Origin of the sequence: Mesorhizobium sp. LNHC221B00, assembly GCF_000502935.1 — a bacterium.
Classification (GTDB): domain Bacteria; phylum Pseudomonadota; class Alphaproteobacteria; order Rhizobiales; family Rhizobiaceae; genus Mesorhizobium; species Mesorhizobium opportunistum.
Map to the genome: position 1 here is coordinate 27,525 of NZ_AYWR01000023.1, position 17,539 is coordinate 45,063.

A 17,539-nucleotide genomic window follows, 5' to 3' on the forward strand; every position below is an offset into this window, starting at 1 on the left:
CGGCGCTCACTTCGCATCATGAAAGATGATGCCGACGGTGTGGCGCATGCCTGAGCGCAAGCGGCTGACGCCGTGGCGCAGGTTGACGCGGTAATTGCCTTTCGTGCCCTGCACCGGCCGATTGTGGACGGCGAAGACAACGGCGTCGCCCTGGCGCAGCGGCACCACCTCGACCCGGCTCTGCATACGCGGCCGCTGCTCGGTCAACGCGAATTCACCGCCGGTGAAATCCTTGCCGGGTTCGGAAAGCAGGATCGCCACCTGCAGCGGGAAGGCGAGGTCGCCGTAGAGATCCTGGTGCAGGCAGTTGAAGTCGCCGGGCACATATTGCAGCAAGAGCGGCGTCGGCCGCGTCTGGCCGGCGTCATGGCACTGGTCGAGAAACTCGGCATGCGTCGCGGGATAGCGCATCGCCTGTCCCATGCGCTCGTTCCAGCGGTTGGCGACCTCGGCCAGCCGGGGATAGAGGGCGCTGCGCATTCCGCCGATGAGATCGGGTAACGGATAGCGGAAATAGCGGTATTCGCCCTTGCCGAAACCGTGCCTAGCCATGTGGATGTGGCTGCGGAAATGCTGCTCCTGGGGATAGAGGCCGGCGATCTGCCGGCACTCCTCACGCGAGAGCAGCTTTTCGAGCACCGCGCAGCCGAAGCCGTCGAGTTCGGCGGTCAATGCCGGCCAGTCGTAGGATCCGACGCGTGTCTCTGCGGCTTCCACCGCGGAGGCGGCAACCCTGGCGTGGGCGTTCATATCCGGGCCTCCCTGTCGAGCAAGGCGCGCTTGCGCTCGATGCCCCAGCGGTAGCCCGACACCGTGCCGTCGGCGCGGACAACGCGGTGGCAGGGAATGCCGAGCGCGATGGCGTTGGCCGCACAGGCCGTCGCCACGGCGCGGGCGCCGTTGGACTGGCCAAGGCGTTGGGCAAGCGCGGTGTAGGTGATGGTGGCGCCGCGGGGGATGGTGCGCAGCACGCCCCAAACGCGCTGCTGGAACGGCGTGCCATGGCTGACGTCGAGCGGCAGGTCGAGGTCGGCGGAGGGCGTTTCGACGAAGCGCGCTATCGCGGCGAGGTCGTCGCTCAGAGCGGGTTCGTCTTCAATCAGAATCTTGCCGGGGAAGCGGTTGGCGAGATCCTGCTCCAAGGTTCGGATGTCGTCGCCGATCAGGATGGCGCAGACGCCGATCCGGCTGCGCGCCGCCAGAATGTTGCCGATCGCGGATTGGCCGATGGCGTAGGTTATGGTGTCGAGGGTGGCGGCAGCGTTGGAGACTGTCGGCACATGGGTTTCTATGAGGTTCATTGCTTCACTCCTTCTGTGTGCCTGAACCCTAGCCGCGGGGTGCTCGGCTCTCACTCCGGTGCTTGCTTTCAAATTCAAGTTTCGGGATTTGACGATGAGCGGCGAAGGTAGGCACTCTACGGCGCCCCCCTCTGTCCTGCCGGACATCTCCCCCACTTGTGGGGAGATTGGCTGTTATCGCGGCCTTCGCCAATCTCCAACGTTGTAAGAAGAGAGCCGGCGCCAAGACTGCCAATCTCTCCCCTCGTGGGGGAGATGTCCGGCAGGACAGAGGGGGGCGCCGTAGAGTACTGACTTGGACCACACTGCCCCCAAACATGCTCACCCAACACGGGTGACGGCGACCTCGCCCAGCACGAACACTTCGCCTGACACCAGCCGCAGCTCGATCTCGCCGCTCTCGCCGCGACTCCACTCAGCTTTACCTTCATCGACCAGTTCGCCAATGGCGGCCAACACATGTGATTTCGCGTCCTCCTGCTGCGCAACGTTGCCTGATGGCGGGACGTTCGCGCCGGAGGTGGAAGACCTTGCCATTGCGCGCATGCTGGTGCCCGTCAGCTTCGTGCAGATCGAAAGGCGCTGTCGGGAGCATTCGACACGCCGGCCTCTCGGTCGAGCAACGCACGCTTGCGCTCCGCGCCCCAGGCGTAGCCTGAAAGCGCGCCGTCCTTGCGGATGACGCGGTGGCAGGGGATGGCCACCGCGAGCGCGTTGGCCGCGCAGGCGGCGGCGACGGCGCGCGTGGCGTTCGGCGTACCGATGCGCCGCGCCATCTCGGCATAGGACACCGTCTTGCCGACAGGGATCTCCTGCAATGCCTGCCAGACGCGTTGCTGGAACGCCGTGCCGCGCACGTCGAGCGGCAGGTCGAGACCGACCGCGGGCGCCTCGACGAAACCGACGACGCGGGCAACCAGCGCCTCGTAGTCGCGGTCGCCGCCGATCAGCCGCGCCTTGGGAAAACGGTCCTGCAGGTCGCGCACCAGCGCGTCGGGATCGTCGCCGAGCAAGATCGAGGCGACGCCCTTCTGGCTCGACGCGACCAGAATGCTGCCGAGCGAGGTCTCGCCGACGGCGAAGCGGATGTCCTCGTTGGCGCCGCCGGCACGGTAGCGGGTCGGCGTCATGCCGAGTATGCCGGTCGATTTTTCGTAGAAACGCCCGCTCGAATTGAAGCCGGCGTCATAGATCGCGGCCGTCACGCTGGCGCCGTCTTCGAGGCCCTGCCGAACCCGAGCGGCACGGTGTGCGGCGGCGTAGTCCTTCGGCGTCAACCCGGTGATGGCCTTGAAGACACGATGGAAATAGCCGGCGCTGCGGCCGGCGGCACCAGCCAGTTCGGCCAGCGAGGGCTCCTCCTCGCTTTGCTCGATCCTGCGGCAGGCACCGGCGACCATCGTGGCGTTGCCGGCTTCAAGCGAGGGCCCATCCGGATTGCAGCGACGGCAGGGGCGAAAGCCGGTCGCCCTGGCCTGATCCGGCGTGTCGTGCAACTGCACGTTCTTCGGGTTGGCCCGCCGCGACGGGCAGGAGGGGCGGCAGTAGACGCCGGTTGTCGCCACCGAATACCAGAATTCGCCGTCCGCCGATTTGTCGCGCGCGACGATGCGCGCCCAACGCGGATCGTCGGCGACCGGCAGCGGGACGGGTTTCAGATCTTTGGCCAGGGTGATGAACATGGCCGCATTGAAGCCGCCAAACGCGGGCCTTGCCACCCGTTTCCTGACAAAGTGCCGCTTGTCGCCCTCGAGCCCTCGCGTCGCCTCCTACGCCGCGCGCTTGGGCTCGACCGCGAACGGGCTGAGGCCGAGCCAGGTCTGCATCTTCCTGCCGATGGCCTGGTCGCCGGTCAGGGCGACCTTGGCGCCGGCCTTCTCGACGGTGAGCAGACCCATCCAGATTGCCGTCATCGTGTGCAGGTCGGTCGAGACGTAGAGGTCGACCTCGAAGCCCGGATCGTACCAGCACAGATCGACCTCGCCGTGCTTCTCGACGATCAGCCACCACGACCGTTTGGAGGCCGGGAGCTCCTGGTACAGGAATTGTATCACGGTGCGCCCGTCGGGCAGCGGCGAGGGGTTCAGATTGCGCCGCATGTCCCACATCAACAGCGACGGATCGAGGTTCTTGAGCGACAGCCGGGACTCCACCCATTTCTGCCCCCAGAACCCCATCGCTTCGACGACGGGGCGCAGATCCCGGCCTGCCTCGGTCAGTTGATAGTCGAAAATCCCCTTCTCGCCCTGGACCGCCTTGCGCTCGACGATGCCGGCCAGTTCGAGCTCCTTCAGCCGTTGCGACAAAAGGGTCGGCGACATTTTGGGGACGCCGCGGCGCAGGTCGTTGAAGCGGGTCGAACCGGCCACCAGCTCGCGCATCAGCACCATCGTCCAGCGGGTGCACAGCACCTCGGCGGCCATCGATAGCGGGCAGAACTGCTTGTATCCGTGCTGGGCCATGATCGGTGCCTCTCCCTCGAAGTTGGGCTGAACATTAGCCCTTCGTACCCGAACATTAGCTCTTCATGATTGAAGCGGCGAGTACAGAAACTGTACCGGGCCGGTACAGATCGCGGACTGGTTGGCAGAGGCCTTGCCATGCGAGCCCTTTGGCCGGTCGCACGGGATAGCCCTGTGCGCCGCAACCAAGGATACGACCATGACTGCTTACGTTATCGCGGACATCAAGATGAAGGACCCGAAATGGGTGCCGGCCTACGCCGCCTCGGTGCACGACCTCGTCCACAAGCATGGCGGCAAATATCTGTCGCGCAGCGGCAATGTGAAGACGCTCGAGGGCAAGCCGCTCGACACCACGATGATCGCTCTGATGGCATTCCCGTCGGAAGCCGCGGCGCGCGCCTTCACCAACGATCCGGCCTACGCGCCTTTCGTCTCGGCGCGTCAGGGCGGCAGCGACAGCCGTTTCCAGCTCATCGACGACACCGATCTGGCTGGAACGATACCGTATCTGCCGAAGGGATGATCCTTCCACGATACATCGATTTCGGGATCGCCAAGCAACAACAGCCACGGCGCTTGCCTGCCGGGCCTCCGTATTTCCGGCGGCCGGCGAGCCGTGCTTTTTCAAAAAGAATGGAATGGATATGAAATCAAATCTTCGCAACAGGCTCGTCATGGCGGCGGCCATGCTTGCCGTCGGCGCCACCCTCGCACAGGCGCATCAGGAGGCGTCCGACGCCGCGTCGGGCACCAATCCGCTGGCCGACAAGGTGCGGGCCGCGAACAGCCGCTTTCTCGACATCAAGGCAGCGACAGCCGAGGGCTATGCGCCCATTCCCTGCGCCAGCGGCATCACCGGCGGCGCCATGGGCATCCATTACGTCAACGGCCAGTATCTGAAGGACGACAAGATCGACATCGCCCGTCCCGAAGCGGTGATGTACGAGCCGATGGCCGACGGCAAGCTGACGCTGGTGGCGGTCGAATACATCACCTCGAAGGGGCCGGCATCATTGGACGGCCAACTGTTCAACTTCAACAGCGCCCCCAACCGCTACGGCCTGGGTGAGTTCTACGAGTTGCATGTCTGGGCCTGGAAGGGCAACCCGACCGGCACCTTCGCCGACATGAACCCGAAAGTGTCGTGCGAGCATGCGATGGCGCCGAGCCAGTAAGCAACGGGGCAGTAGTCGACGAGGCCAGGCGGCATTGACGCCGCCTGGCCCGAAACGATCGTTCCCGCTTGGCGGCCTCAGGCGGCCTTCATCAGGCCGAGCTGGGTGAGGGCGGCAACGCCGTCGTCGAGACCGATCTCCTCGACGATCCTGCCGTCGATCACCTTGAGCACCGTGGTGCCGGTGAAGCGCATCGTGCGGCCGGTGGCGGCGGGCAGCGAGCCGGCCAGGAAATCGCCGAAGGCCGGGCCGGTATGCGTGCCGCCACCCTCCCACTGGCCGACGACATAGTCGCCCTCGGCAATGAGGTCGGCGGTGGCCCAGAAGTTGAGATCCGGGAAGGCGGCTCGGAAATCGGTCATGAAGGCCTTGATGTCGTCACGGCCGCGGCGCGGCTCATGCAGCGAATATTGCAGCAGCATGCCGGGCGCCGCGATCTCGTCGACCACCGACAGGTCGCAGGTCTCACCCCAGAAATCGGTGAACCATCTGACGACGACGGCCTTGTTGTCTTCTTGCTTGGTCATTGGAGGATCCTCTTGTCCTTGCCTTTGGGCTCACCGGATGGGCCGGTGGCCTGGGACAAGCAATAGGACGAACCGGGGGCAGTAAAACTCCGGTTCTTGCCCGCCAATCGAAAGGCGCGTTCACAAACGAACGACTGTCGGGCTGAGCGGCTTCCCTTCGGCAGAAGTAACGCTTTCTTCTCTGGTTCTGTCGCAGATTGCCCGCGGGTGGGGCAGGCGAAACAGACGATGGCGCGTCAGGACAAGAAAAGTCGCGATGGAACGTTCTGGGCGAAAGCGCTGGAACGCGCCCAGCTTGGCGTCTGGGACTGGGATATTCGGGCCGGCGACTGCTTCTATTCGGCGACCTGGGCGCATATGCTGGGCTATAGCGAGGATGAGCTCGCCGCCACCAGCGACATGTGGCTGCAACTCACCCATCCCGACGACCGCGACCATGCGCTGGCCAGCGGCGACCGCCATATTGCCGGGCTGACCGATGCCATCGAGACCGAACTCAGGCTCAAGCACAAGCTGGGCCATTGGGTGTGGGTGCTGGATCGCGGCGGCATCGTCGAGCGCGACACGTCCGGAAAGCCCACCAGGCTGATGGGTGTGCAAACCGACATTTCCAAGCAGAAGGCCGCCGAGGCCGAGCTTGAACAGGTCAATGTGCGCTTCCGCCTGGCGCTCGCCGCCAGCGGCACCGGCATCTGGCACTACGACATTGCCACCAACAAGAGCTATTGGGATGCTCGCACCAGGGACATATTCGGCTTGGTCGCCGGCACCGACGAGGTGACAGCAGACCTCTGGCACAGCTATCTGCACCCCGACGACAAGGAAGCCACCGAGCGGGCGCATCTGCCGCCACCGGGCTCTGACGGCGTCACCGCCTCGCAATACCGCATCATCAGGCGCGACGGCGAGATCCGCCATGTCGAGTCGCTGGTGCGCTTCGTCGCCGCCGCGGGTGCTGCCGGCCAGATCCTCGGCACGGTGCGCGACATCACCGAGGAAAAGCTGCGCCAGCAGGAGCTTGCCTACGCGGCCCGCCACGACGCGCTGACCGGCCTGTGCAATCGCGCCGCCTTCGACAGGCTGCTCGCCGACCACATCGCCGCGGGTGTGCCGCTGGCGGTGTTCTATGTCGATCTCGACTACTTCAAGGCGCTCAACGACTTTGCCGGCCACGCCGCCGGCGACCTGGCGCTGAAGAGCGTTTCCGCCGGCATCCGTGGCTGCCTGCCGCAGGCGGCGCACGCGGCGCGGCTGGGTGGTGACGAATTCGCGCTGCTGGTGCCGCATTGCGATGCCTCGCAGGCCGAGCGGATCGCCACTGCCGTGCTCGGCGCGGTGCGCGAGGCCGACCTCGGCACGGCCGCGTTGTCACGCAAACTGGCGGCCTCGATCGGCATCGCCTTCATCGACGACGCCAGCACCACGGTGGCCGATGCGCTGGCTTGCGCCGACGACGCCTGCTATGCGGCCAAGGCTGCCGGGCGCAATCGTTTCGCGGTGTTCTCCACGATGGTCGAAGCCGGGTCTGGCGGGCTCAATGCCGCGCGTGTCGCCGCCGATACGGTCGACGCCTTGGAAGACGGACGGCTGAAACTGTTCGGCCAGGAAATCCACCTGCTCGGCAAGCCCTGGCAGGAAAGCCGTCATGTCGAAGTGCTGGCCAGGCTCGCCGGGCGCAATGGCCGGCTGGTGCCGCCGGGCGAATTCATTCCGGTGGCCGAGCGGTTCGGCATCGCTTCAAGGCTCGACCGCTGGATCATCCGCACCGCGCTGTCGCGGTACGGCGCCGCCTTGCGCTCTGGCTCGCTGACGCTCGGCTTCAACCTGTCGGCACAGACGCTGAGCGATCCGCAACTGTGGGCGTTCGTCGACAGTGTCATAGACGAGACCGGAGTGCCGCATTCGGGCATCGGCTTCGAGATCACCGAGACCGCAGCCGTCACCAATTTCGACGCCGCCGAACAGTTCGTGCGCAAGGCGCGCGAGCGGCGCTGCCGGGTCAGCCTCGACGATTTCGGCGCCGGCATGAGTTCGTTCGAATATCTCAGGCGTTTCCCCGTCGACACGATCAAGATCGACGGTTCCTTCATCGAACACATCACGGAAAGCCGCTTCGACCGCGAGATCGTACTGGCCATCACCAGCATTGCCCGCAGCCTCGGCTGCGACGTGGTGGGCGAGAAAATCGAGCGCCAGGACACGCTGGCCATGCTTGGCGACATGGGCGTCGCCTTCGGCCAGGGCTTCCTGCTGCACCGGCCGGAGCCGCTTGAGCAGATCGTCGCACGTGCGAGCGAGGTGCCGGCCCGCAAGGCATCGTGAAATCAGGGTATCGAGTTTCAGGTGAGGATGACCTTACCTGAAACTCGACACTAGGTTTTGACGCAATCCCAAGGGAAGGCGCTAGGCGCTTTTCCCGGGAAAACCGTTTCACACTTTTCCTGGAATTGCTCTCTAACGGTTTTGCCGCGCCGTCGATCGTGGAAATTCCACTACCCCAATTTCGGGTCGCCTGTGTTGTGCTTCCGCCACCGTTTCGATCAACAGATCGAGGGCGTCACACGCCGCACGGCTCGTCTCGTCATTGCCACGCAGATAGTGATAGGCACGTTCGAGGTGGACGCGGGCGGCTGAAAAATCGCTGGTCAATGGTCCCTCCATGATCCCGCCCTAATTTATCTTGGCCGGCTTGGCGGAACGCGAGGTAAATATCCACAGGCGCTTTTTATTCAAATGCCGTCGGTATCGAGGCCGGGCTTGCCACGACGGAAGATGCCGAGCGCCTCGTGACGCTTGCCGATCACAACCGGGTGCTGCGCATCCTGATCGAGATCGACATACGGGATCTGAATGCAGCACTTAACGAGGCGCACGGCATCGCCGCCGTGCTCGAACGCGCCGGACTGCGGCGGCCGATCCTACTGCATGGCGTCGACGCCACGGTCTGGTCGTTCGTGGAGCTTGCGCATCGGAAGCGCTGGTCGACGCGGGTCGGGCTGGAGGATGGCAGGACGCTTGCCGATGGCAGGACGGTAAAAGACAACGCGGAGATTGTCGCGGCGGCCGTCGCTGTCTTCCGGCCGGCGCCCTTGAGTGGGTAAAGTCAGTCTCCCAGGATAATCCGGATCGCTTGGTCGACAACCGGATGCAAGCCGCTAGCCTGGAAGGACAGGCGGTTGCCGGAACCGACATTGCTGGTCATGGCGATGGTCAATCCTGAGAGCGGATCGTGCAGCATGACGGCGACATAACCCGGAATGCTGCCCTGATGGCCGTAGAAGGCGCGGTCGGCGTAGGCGCTCTGGAACATGCCGGCACCGGTCTCGCGCATGCGGGTGCCTGGAAAACTCGCCGGCACGCGGTGTTCGAACATCTCGGCGAAGAAGGGCGGCGACAACAGCTTGCCGGAGAACAGGCCGCGCATGAACGTCACCATGTCGGATGGCGTCGACACGATGTCGCCGCAGCCATAGGCGGCGCCGAACGGGAAGGAATCGGAAGAGTCCTGCAGGTCGTCGGCGTAGGGCAGCACGCCGTCCATGCGCCACATCTCGCCGCCCGAGGCGATGTCGGTGGGCGCATTCGGCGCCGGCGGCGGCCGGTGGTAATAGCCGCGCACCATCGCCTTTTCCGGGAAGGCTTCGGTCGCCGGCGACCAGGTGTTTTCCAGGCCAAGCGGCTCGAGGATCGCCCTCCTGACATAGGCGCCCAGCGACTGGCCGGTGACGGCCTCGATCACCAAGCCGGCCAGCACATAGCCAGTGTTGTTGTAGACGGCGGGACCGCCCGGCGCCTTCTGCTTGTCGGAGGCAAAGGCGATATCGACCAGCTGCCGGGGCCTCCACTGCCGGCTCGGGTCCATCGGGATGTAGTACTCGAATTCCGGCAGGCCGCTGCGGTGGTTGATCAGCTGCCGCACCGAAATGTCTTTGGCGCCCGGCAGGTCGGGAAACCAGAGGGAGATCGGCGCACCGAGATCGAGCTTGCCTGTCTCGGCGAGCTTGACCAGGGCCGCGGCAACGAAGGTCTTGGTGCAACTGCCGATCTTGAACAGCTGATCCGGAGTGACAGGGGTGACGTGCCGCCGGTCGGAGAGGCCGGCGGTGAGGGCGGTTGGTGCGGCGCCTGTCGAATAGGCGAGCGAGGCGCCAACCGCGCCATCGGCGAGATAGGTGTCTAGGAGGGCGGTCAGGTCTTTTGGCATGGATGTCTCGCTTTCTTTTTCCCTTCTCCCCTTGCGGGAGAAGGTGGCCTCGCGAAGCGAGGTCGGATGAGGGGTGTTCCAGNTCCAGCGGAGTGAGACGTTGGCGTTCCCTGGAGCACCCCTCATCCGTCGCCTTCGGCGACACCTTCTCCCACAAAGGGGAGAAGGGAAGGCACCAGCCCTCACTCCGCCATATCGACGGCGGCGAAATTCTGCCGGCCGAAGGGGTCGAGCACGTAGTTGAGCACGCTCTTGCGGATCGGGATCGCCACCATCGAATGGGCGATCGGCGCCACCGGCACCTCGGCCTTCAGGATGGCCTGCGCCTTGCCGTAGATGGCGGCGCGCTCTTTCTGGTCGGCGGCGACGCGACCTTCGTCCAGCAATTTCTCGAAATCCTTGTCGCACCAGCGCGAGCGGTTGGAGCCGCCCTTCACACCGTCGCAGGACAAGAGATAGCTCAGCATGTTGTCGGGATCGCCATTGTCGCTGCTGCCGCCGAGCAGGAAGGCATCCTGTTCGCCCGCGGCGGTACGCTTGAGATATTCGCCCCATTCGAAGCTGACGATTTCTGTGTGGACGCCGACCTTGGCCCAGTCGGCCTGGATCATCTCGGCCATGCGCTTGGCGTTGGGGTTGTAGGGGCGCGACACCGGCATCGCCCACAGGCTGATCTTGAGGCCGCTTTCGTGGCCGGCCTCCTTCAGCAATTTCTTCGCGCCGGCGGGATCGTAGTCGATGCCGGCATCGGTGACGGCGCCGAGCTGCGCCGGCGGCACGACGCTGCCGGCGACCGTGCCGGCGCCGGCATAGACCGCCTCGACGATCGCCTTGCGGTCGATCGCCTTGGCCAGCGCTGTGCGCACGTGCACATCGCCCAGCGGCGGGTGTTCGACGTTGAAGCCGAGGATGCCGATGTTCTGGCCCTTGAGGTCGAGCACCGAGATGTCGGGATCGGCGCGTAGGTCGGCGACGGCACTTGGCGGCGGCGGGGCGGCGACCTGGCACTCATTGGCCTTGATGCGCTCGACGCGGGTGGTCGGCTCGGGCGTGATGGCGAAGACCAGCGTGTCGATCTTCGGCGCGCCGCGCCAGTAATCCTTGTTGGCGGCGTAGCGGACCTGGCTGTCGGGCACATAGGCTTGAAGCACGAACGGCCCAGTGCCGACCGGCTGGCTGTCGATCAGCTCAGGCGTGTCGGCGGCCACCATCTTCTCAGTCTGTTCCAGCGACAGGATCGAGAGATAGTCGAGTGCCAACCCGGCCAGGAAGGTGACGTTGGCCGCCGTCAGCGTGAAACGCACCGTGTGGTCGTCGACCTTGTCTATCTTGTCGATCAGCCCGCCCATGCCCAGCGCATTGAAGTACTCGTAAGCGCCGCCGCCGAGCTTGTGATAGGGATTGTTGGCGTCGCGCTGGCGGTTGAAGGTGTAGAGCACGTCGTCTGCGACGAAGTCGCGCGTCGGCGTGAAATGCTCGTTAGACTGGAATTTCACGCCGCGCCTGAGGTGGAAGGTATAGGTCTTGCCATCCGGCGAGACGTCCCAGCTTTCGGCCAGCGCCGGTCCGACCTCGGTCGTGCCCGGCTTGAACTCGACCAGCCGGTTGAAGATCGTCTTGGCGGCGGCGTCCATGGTCGAATCGGCAATGCCGATCGCCGGGTTGAAGGTCTCGGGATTGGCTTCCGAACAATAGACCAGGGTTTTGGCATAGGCCTGGCCGCCAAGCATCGACGCGGCCAGGACGGACGAGGCCAGAAGGGATCTGGTTAGGACTGCGCGCAGAACGGTGGATTTCATCGCAAACGCTCCTGATGACACTTTACGGGGGTGGGCATGAAACTCATGGCGTCGCCGACCGGGTGAGGAAACGATCTGGCGCCAGCGCGGCGGCGGTGACGCCGAGTGCGGCGACATCTTCGGGCACGGGCTCGCCGCGCATCAGCGCCGAGCTCAGCCTGGCCAAAGTCAGCGACACCTGGAAGCCGTAGCCGCCCTGGCCGCCGAGCCAGAAGAAGCCGGGCAGGCGCGGATCGAAGCCGGCGACCGGCGTGCGATCAGGCGCGAAGGTGCGCAGGCCCGCCCACGGCGTTGACGGACGGCCGATGCGCATCGACGTCGCCTGCTCGATGCGGTCGACCGCGATGGCGACGTCGATATCTTCCGGATACGCGTCGCACGGCTCGGAATCGGTTTCGTCGGCGAGCGAGCCGATAAGCCTGCCGGCATCGGGCTTGAAGTAGAATTGTTCGTGCAGGTCGACGACCAGGGGCCAGCCGGCAATATCGGTGGCGGCGGGCGGATCGAACAGGAAGGCGGTGCGCCGTTTCGGCCGCAAGCCGAGGCCGGGGAGCCCCGCCATGCCGGCGACAACATCGACCCAGGCGCCGGCGGCGTTGACGACGATGTCGGCCGTATGGGCGCCGGCGCTGGTTTCCACCCGCAGGCCATCGCCGAGGGCCGAGATGGCGCGGACCTCCTCGCCGGTGCGGATGGTGCCGCCGCTGGCCTTCAGCGCCGAGGCGCAGGCTGCCAGCATCTTGCCGGTGTCGACATCCACTGCGTCCGGCTCATAGACCCCGCCGCAGGTGGCTTCGATGGCAATGACCGGAACCAGCGCGTGGAGTTCGGCGGCCGACAGGCGGCGCACGCTGGGCACCAGCGCCTGCAATTCGCCGGCCAGCCTGTCGATCGCCGCGTCGTCGCCTTTCCAGCCGACATGCAGCGCGCCGCGCTGATGCGCGACGAAGCCGCCCTCGACGATGGCCTGGCGGCTGGCCAGCGTCAGCGCTCGTACCAGCCGGTTGCCATAGGTCTCGGTGAACAAAGCGGCGGAGCGGCCGCTGGCGTGGTAGCCGAGATGCGGCTCGCGCTCGATGACAGTGACCTCGGCCCAGTCCCGCATGGCGGCCGCCAGCGACAGGCCGGCAATGCCGCCACCGATGACAATGATTTTTTTGGAGGGGTTCGACTGCATCCGTCAGTCGTAAAAATAATTTCATATCCAGTCAATATTTAGCGTATAAGAAAATTGTTGATGTTGTTGATGGCGACGGGGAGTTCGACTACCTAGGGTGGGCAAGCGGCTCGATGGCCGCGCAACGGAGCTGACAATGTCGGAGCAACCGAACCTCGGTGACTGTCTTCGCGCCCTGAGAAAAACGCATGGCTGGACCCTGCAGGAGGTCAGCACGCTTACCGGCGTCGCGGTGTCGACGCTGTCCAAGGTCGAGAACGACCAGATGTCGCTGAGCTACGACAAGCTCTTACAGATCTGCGAGGGGCTCGGCATCCATGTGACGGAACTGCTCAGCGGCGACCGCAAGCAGCCTTCGGCGCGCACCCGTCGCTCGGTGACATCGCAGTCCAACACACTGCGCCAGCTGACCCGCAACTACGACTACCGCTATCTCGCCACCGATCTGGTGCGCAAGCGCATGGTGCCGATCCATGCCTATGCGCGCGCCCGCACGCCGGAGGAGTTCGGCCCGCTGACAAAACATGCCGGCGAGGAATTCCTGATCGTGCTCAAGGGCGAAATCGAACTGCACACCGACCAATACGCGCCGGTGCGGCTGAAACAGGGCGAAAGCGTCTACATCGATTCCACCATGGGCCACGCCTATCTGTCGGTGGGCGAGGGCGACGCCGAGGTACTGTGCGTCTGCTCCGGCGAGGAGCCCGACATGGAAGGCACGCTGCTGAGCGTGCTGGAGACGGTGGAAGGGTAGGGCCTGCCTCGCCGGCTACGGACAGAACATCCGTGTCGACGGCGGCATTTTCCGCGCTATCTGAGGCGCTGGCTGGGACGAGAGAGGGCCGGGAGGAGGGGGTATCTCGACACTCGCCGGCAACACCCTGAGACGACGAGGGAAAAAATGCGGCTTTTGATACTTGGCACCGGCTGGATGGCGCAGGAACATGCAAGGCGCTTCAGCGTCGTCGAGGGTGTCGACATCGTCGGCGCCGCCGATGTCGATCCGGCGCGCGTCGGCGAATTCGCCGACGAGTTCAATATCCCAAACCGGTTCACCTCGCTGGAGGAAGCGCTGCGATGGGGCGCCTTCGACGCGGTCGCCAATGTCACGCCGGACCGCATCCATCATCCGACCACCATGGCGCTGATCGCCGCCGGCAAGCCGGTGCTGTGCGAGAAGCCGCTGGCCGAAAATTTCGGCAAGGCGACCGAGATGGCCGACGCCGCGGAAGCCGCCGGCATCGTCAACATGGTGAACCTCACCTACCGCAATGTCGCGGCACTCCAGAAGGCGCGCCAGATGGTGCAGTCAGGCGAGATCGGCACCGTCCGGCATGTCGAGGCGTCCTATCTGCAAAGCTGGCTGGTGTCGAAATTCTGGGGCGACTGGCGCACCGATCCGAAATGGCTGTGGCGCCTGTCGCGCGGCCACGGCTCGAATGGCGTGCTCGGCGATGTCGGCATCCACATCCTCGATTTCGCCAGTTATGGTGCGGCGCTCGACATCGACCATGTGTTCTGCCGGCTGCGCGCCTTCGACAAGGCGCCCGGCAACCGGATCGGCGACTATGGGCTCGACGCCAATGACAGCTTCGCCATGACGGTGGACTTCTCCAACGGCGCCTTCGGCGTGGTGCATGCCAGCCGCTGGGCGACCGGCCATCTCAACGAGCTTCGCCTGCGCATCTATGGCGACAGAGGCGGCATCGAGGTGGTGCATAATCTCGACGGCTCGGCGCTGAAGGCCTGCGTCGGCAACAATGTCGAGAACGCCATATGGGAAGAGCTCGACGCCGGCACCGTGCCGACCAACTACCAGCGTTTCGCCGATGCGGTACGGGGCGGCGTGCAGAGCGAACCTTCCTTCCGCCATGCCGCCGAATTGCAGAAGGTGCTGGATCTGGCGGTGGTGTCGGACGAGAGGCGGGCGGAGCTCGCAGCACGCGCGGGCACGCGGTAGGCCCGGGTTCCGTGAGGCGCCGCCAATCTCTCGGTCCCAGACGCGCAATTCTTTCAATCATTTCTTGAAATGGAGGCTGGCCATTTCATGGTCTGATGGCGCCGGAGAACATGGGAGGCGTCATTGACCGACTTCATCGGGTTGCCGAAAGCCGAAGTGCACATCCACATCGAAGGCTGCTTCGAGGCCGACGATGTGATCAGCAATTGCGAGGAAGCCGGCATTCTGCTGCGCGCGCCGCGCGACAGGCTCTTCGAGGCGCATGATTTGAAGAGCTTCCTCGAGATGCTCGACTGGCTGTGCGGGACATTCCGGACACGCGAGCAACTCGCAACCACTGCCTACAAATTCGCGCAGCGCATGAGCCGAAGCGGCGTGCGTTATGCCGACGTCATCTTCAACCCGACGCACTGGCCACATTGGCACAGCAACATCGCCGGGATGATCGACGCGTTCGACGCGGGTTTCGCGGCCGCCGAGCAGGACGGGCACCCGCCGGTCGGGCTTGGCGTCAGCCTGCTCCGCACCCAGTCGGCGGCGGAAGCGATCGAACTGGTGGAACTGCTGAGCACGATCAGGCACAAGCGCGTCGTTGCATTGTCCATCGATGGAAATGAAGCGGCTGCCGGCCGCACCGGACCACGTTTCGCCGAGGCGTTCCGCCGCGCCGGCGCCGCGGGTTTGCGGCGCACCGTTCATGCGGGCGAGTCGAGCGGCCCCCGAAGGAGTGCGTGATGCGATCGAAGTGCTTGGCGCCGACCGCATCGACCACGGCGTGCGGGCGATCGAAGACCCTGAACTGGTGGAGTTGCTGGTGCGAAGGCAGATTCCGCTGGGCACATGTCCGATCTCCAATGTGGCGCTCGGTGTCTATCCTTCGCTTGCCGGGCATCCGCTCGATGCCCTGCGCAAGGCCGGTGTCCCGGTTTCGATCAACACCGACGACCCGTCGCTGCTCGACACCACGCTCGAAGCATCCTATGCCGCCTGCGCGTAGCCTTCGCCTGGGACGACGAGACCATCCGGCATCTTGCCGCGACATCGGTGCATGCGAGCTACGCGGACCCTGCGCTGAAGGCGCGGATCCTAGCCGATCTGCAAGCCTGGCGGGCTTAAAGCCCGCGCATTGCGCGGCGAAAAAGCCTTGGTCTAACCGGCCGACCTCCGGATCAGCTCGCGGCCGATCGGCTTCGGCGTCTCGCTGCGCAGCACCAATGCCGTGGTGACCGCACCGTGGCGCGCCACGGCGTCGACGATGGTTTCAAGGTGGGCGGGCGAGGGCACGACCACTTTCAGGATGAAGCAATCCTCGCCGGTCAGCCGGTGCACCTCGGTGATCTCGGGCATTTCGGCGAACTGCTTCAGGCAGGGCCGGATGTGCTCATGCGTGGTGCGCACGCGGATGATCGCCATCATGCCGAGACCGAGGGAGGCCGGATTTATCACCGCGGTGTAGCCGGCGATGACGCCGCGCTCTTCCAGCCGCTTGACCCGCTCGGAGGTGGCCGGCTGCGACAGGCCGACCCGGCGGCCGAGCTCCGATATGGCGATGCGGCCGTTCTCCTGCATGACCTCGACAATGGCGATGTCGGTCGAGTCGAGCGGTGCGCGTTCATCGCTGATCTTCATGGTCACCTTGAATCCATCGGCAGGAGAACGATTTTCCCGATGGTTTCCCATACCCGACGCCACCGCAAGACGCCATCATGCCCGAACAATCGATTGGAGCAAGGCGACATGACGCATTTCATCATCCTGCCGGGAAGTGGCGGTTCCGGCCCGGAGCACTGGCAATCGCGCTGGGAAAGCGCCAATCGCGCGATGCAGCGCTTCCAGCCGTCAAGCTGGGACCTGCCTGATTTCACCGACTGGCTGGCGGCGCTGGAGGCTGCGGTTGGCGCGGCGCCCGGGCCGCCGGTGCTGGTCGCGCACAGCCTGTCCTGCCTGCTGGTCGCGCATTGGCAGAAAATTTCGCTAAGGCCGGTCAAGGCGGCGTTGCTGGTCGGCGTTCCCGACCCGGCGTCGGCAGTCTTTCCCGGACATGGCATGGCTTTCGCCAGAATTCCCGCGGGCCGGCTGCGTTTCCCCTCGCTGGTGGTGGCCAGCACCGACGATCCCTATGGCTCGCAGGAATATGCCCGGGCGCGGGCGAAGCAATGGGGCAGCCGCATCGTCGTCATCGGGCCGTTCGGTCACATCAATGCCGACAGCGGCCTGGGCGACTGGCCCGAGGGCCTCGAGCTGCTCGACAGCCTCATGTCCGAAGCTTGAAGGTGAGAGCGCTCAGCCGCCAGTGACCAGGGCGAGGATCAGCTTCTGCAGATTGCCGCCCTGGCCGAGTTCGATCCGGTCGAAGTCGCGGCTCGCCTGGCGCTGCGCCAGCGAGAGTGCCGAGAGGCGCTTGGTCATTTCGGTGCGGATCTTGCTGCATTTGGGATCATCGGCGACCGTCAGGCCAACGGTCGCTGTCTCGATCTTGCGCACCATGTCCACGATGGTCGCGCCATGGACCTTTTCGTGGGCGCTGACGCCGGCGAGGAAAACCTCCCAGTTCTTCTGGACGGCTGACGGCAGCGGCGAGGAGGGGCTGGGCAAGGTGTAGGTGATGATGAGCTTCGGCTTGGCCGATGCCAGCACGCAGGCACCGGCCCGCGCCTGATAGTCCCGGGTCCAGGTCAGTTTGAAATTGGTGTGGGCGATGGCCCGGGCAACGCCGACATTCGGCCCGTTCTCGCCGATCGAACGATAGAGTTCCGGTCCGGACTGGCCCGAGATGGCATAGGTCTCGACCTTCTCGACCGGCTTCCACTGCGCATGGGCGGTGAGCGGCATGGCCACCAGGGCGGCCATGAAAAGGCACAGACGAACACAGGCTCCCAACACCGCTCTCTCCAAACCAGGACCGGTGCTGAACAGCCAATGCCACCGGAT

Annotated in this window: 20 protein-coding genes and 1 pseudogene; 9 read left to right on the forward strand and 12 right to left on the reverse strand. The window is 65.0% G+C overall.

Annotated features, from left to right (window positions below):
- Positions 1-6 precede the first annotated feature (6 nt).
- The 5 genes from X741_RS142935 to X741_RS142915 all read right to left on the reverse strand — a co-directional run bounded on the left by X741_RS142935 (position 7) and on the right by X741_RS142915 (position 3,763).
- Positions 7-750, reverse strand: a complete 744-nt coding sequence (locus tag X741_RS142935; RefSeq protein WP_023779742.1) for a 2OG-Fe(II) oxygenase — start codon at positions 748-750, stop codon at positions 7-9.
- On the reverse strand, positions 747-1,301 hold the full coding sequence (locus X741_RS142930; RefSeq protein WP_023779743.1) for a methylated-DNA--[protein]-cysteine S-methyltransferase: 555 nt from the start codon (positions 1,299-1,301) through the stop codon (positions 747-749). Before X741_RS142930 ends, X741_RS142935 begins: the two co-directional genes overlap by 4 nt.
- A 321-nt stretch (positions 1,302-1,622) precedes the next feature.
- Positions 1,623-1,847 (reverse strand): hypothetical protein, encoded by a 225-nt coding sequence (locus tag X741_RS142925; RefSeq protein WP_023768220.1) that lies wholly within the window; start codon positions 1,845-1,847, stop codon positions 1,623-1,625.
- A gap of 11 nt (positions 1,848-1,858) precedes the next feature.
- Positions 1,859-2,983 carry a bifunctional DNA-binding transcriptional regulator/O6-methylguanine-DNA methyltransferase Ada gene (gene ada, locus X741_RS142920; protein WP_032928205.1) on the reverse strand — a complete coding sequence of 375 codons (1,125 nt, stop codon included), beginning with the start codon at positions 2,981-2,983 and terminating at the stop codon, positions 1,859-1,861.
- An 87-nt stretch (positions 2,984-3,070) separates the two neighbouring features.
- Positions 3,071-3,763: a helix-turn-helix domain-containing protein gene (locus X741_RS142915; RefSeq protein ID WP_023779745.1), complete on the reverse strand. Its 693-nt coding sequence runs from the start codon at positions 3,761-3,763 to the stop codon at positions 3,071-3,073.
- A gap of 199 nt (positions 3,764-3,962) precedes the next feature.
- Here X741_RS142915 and X741_RS142910 point away from each other — a divergent pair, with 199 nt between their 5' ends.
- Positions 3,963-4,289: a DUF1330 domain-containing protein gene (locus X741_RS142910; RefSeq protein WP_023779746.1), complete on the forward strand. Its 327-nt coding sequence runs from the start codon at positions 3,963-3,965 to the stop codon at positions 4,287-4,289.
- Between the two features lie 115 nt (positions 4,290-4,404).
- Positions 4,405-4,941: a hypothetical protein gene (locus X741_RS142905; RefSeq protein WP_198024003.1), complete on the forward strand. Its 537-nt coding sequence runs from the start codon at positions 4,405-4,407 to the stop codon at positions 4,939-4,941.
- Between the two features lie 77 nt (positions 4,942-5,018).
- On the opposite strand, the gene X741_RS142900 is transcribed toward X741_RS142905, so the two are convergent.
- Entirely contained in the window at positions 5,019-5,468 is a 450-nt protein-coding gene (locus X741_RS142900) for an ester cyclase (RefSeq protein WP_023779748.1), read from the reverse strand.
- Between the two features lie 228 nt (positions 5,469-5,696).
- On the opposite strand from X741_RS142900, the gene X741_RS142895 reads away from it, so the two are divergent.
- Complete coding sequence (locus X741_RS142895; RefSeq protein ID WP_023779749.1) at positions 5,697-7,790, forward strand: EAL domain-containing protein; 2,094 nt, start codon at positions 5,697-5,699, stop codon at positions 7,788-7,790.
- Positions 7,791-7,922: 132 nt separating this feature from the next.
- On the opposite strand, the gene X741_RS1000000168990 is transcribed toward X741_RS142895, so the two are convergent.
- On the reverse strand, positions 7,923-8,117 hold the full coding sequence (locus X741_RS1000000168990; RefSeq protein ID WP_181176884.1) for a hypothetical protein: 195 nt from the start codon (positions 8,115-8,117) through the stop codon (positions 7,923-7,925).
- Between the two features lie 89 nt (positions 8,118-8,206).
- On the opposite strand from X741_RS1000000168990, the pseudogene X741_RS142890 reads away from it, so the two are divergent.
- A pseudogene (locus X741_RS142890) lies at positions 8,207-8,569 on the forward strand (3-keto-5-aminohexanoate cleavage protein); the annotation flags it as partial.
- A 2-nt stretch (positions 8,570-8,571) separates the two neighbouring features.
- On the opposite strand, the gene X741_RS142885 reads toward X741_RS142890, so the two are convergent.
- From X741_RS142885 to X741_RS142875, 3 genes are all read right to left on the reverse strand, one after another.
- Positions 8,572-9,672 (reverse strand): serine hydrolase domain-containing protein, encoded by a 1,101-nt coding sequence (locus X741_RS142885; RefSeq protein ID WP_023779752.1) that lies wholly within the window; start codon positions 9,670-9,672, stop codon positions 8,572-8,574.
- A gap of 182 nt (positions 9,673-9,854) precedes the next feature.
- On the reverse strand, positions 9,855-11,471 hold the full coding sequence (locus tag X741_RS142880) for an ABC transporter substrate-binding protein (RefSeq protein ID WP_023779753.1): 1,617 nt from the start codon (positions 11,469-11,471) through the stop codon (positions 9,855-9,857).
- Between the two features lie 43 nt (positions 11,472-11,514).
- On the reverse strand, positions 11,515-12,648 hold the full coding sequence (locus X741_RS142875; RefSeq protein ID WP_023779754.1) for an FAD-binding oxidoreductase: 1,134 nt from the start codon (positions 12,646-12,648) through the stop codon (positions 11,515-11,517).
- Between the two features lie 136 nt (positions 12,649-12,784).
- Between X741_RS142875 and X741_RS142870 the strand changes: the two genes are divergently transcribed.
- From X741_RS142870 to X741_RS1000000171565, 4 genes are all read left to right on the forward strand, one after another.
- Positions 12,785-13,402: an XRE family transcriptional regulator gene (locus X741_RS142870; protein ID WP_023779755.1), complete on the forward strand. Its 618-nt coding sequence runs from the start codon at positions 12,785-12,787 to the stop codon at positions 13,400-13,402.
- Positions 13,403-13,549: 147 nt separating this feature from the next.
- Positions 13,550-14,608: a Gfo/Idh/MocA family oxidoreductase gene (locus tag X741_RS142865; RefSeq protein WP_023779756.1), complete on the forward strand. Its 1,059-nt coding sequence runs from the start codon at positions 13,550-13,552 to the stop codon at positions 14,606-14,608.
- Positions 14,609-14,731: 123 nt separating this feature from the next.
- Positions 14,732-15,343, forward strand: coding sequence for a hypothetical protein (locus X741_RS1000000171560; protein WP_280940353.1), 612 nt, complete (start codon positions 14,732-14,734; stop codon positions 15,341-15,343).
- The gene (locus tag X741_RS1000000171565) at positions 15,336-15,605 is read left to right on the forward strand and encodes a hypothetical protein (RefSeq protein ID WP_280940354.1); all 270 of its coding nucleotides are present in this window, start codon (positions 15,336-15,338) and stop codon (positions 15,603-15,605) included. Before X741_RS1000000171560 ends, X741_RS1000000171565 begins: the two co-directional genes overlap by 8 nt.
- Before the next feature lie 152 nt (positions 15,606-15,757).
- Here the strand turns inward: X741_RS1000000171565 and X741_RS142860 are convergent, their stop codons facing one another.
- Positions 15,758-16,237, reverse strand: a complete 480-nt coding sequence (locus X741_RS142860; RefSeq protein WP_023779757.1) for an Lrp/AsnC family transcriptional regulator — start codon at positions 16,235-16,237, stop codon at positions 15,758-15,760.
- A gap of 108 nt (positions 16,238-16,345) precedes the next feature.
- Here X741_RS142860 and X741_RS142855 point away from each other — a divergent pair, with 108 nt between their 5' ends.
- The gene (locus tag X741_RS142855) at positions 16,346-16,879 is read left to right on the forward strand and encodes an alpha/beta hydrolase (protein WP_023779758.1); all 534 of its coding nucleotides are present in this window, start codon (positions 16,346-16,348) and stop codon (positions 16,877-16,879) included.
- 12 nt (positions 16,880-16,891) lie between these two features.
- On the opposite strand, the gene X741_RS142850 is transcribed toward X741_RS142855, so the two are convergent.
- Entirely contained in the window at positions 16,892-17,458 is a 567-nt protein-coding gene (locus X741_RS142850; RefSeq protein ID WP_049802371.1) for a DUF922 domain-containing protein, read from the reverse strand.
- Between the last annotated feature and the right edge of the window lie 81 nt (positions 17,459-17,539).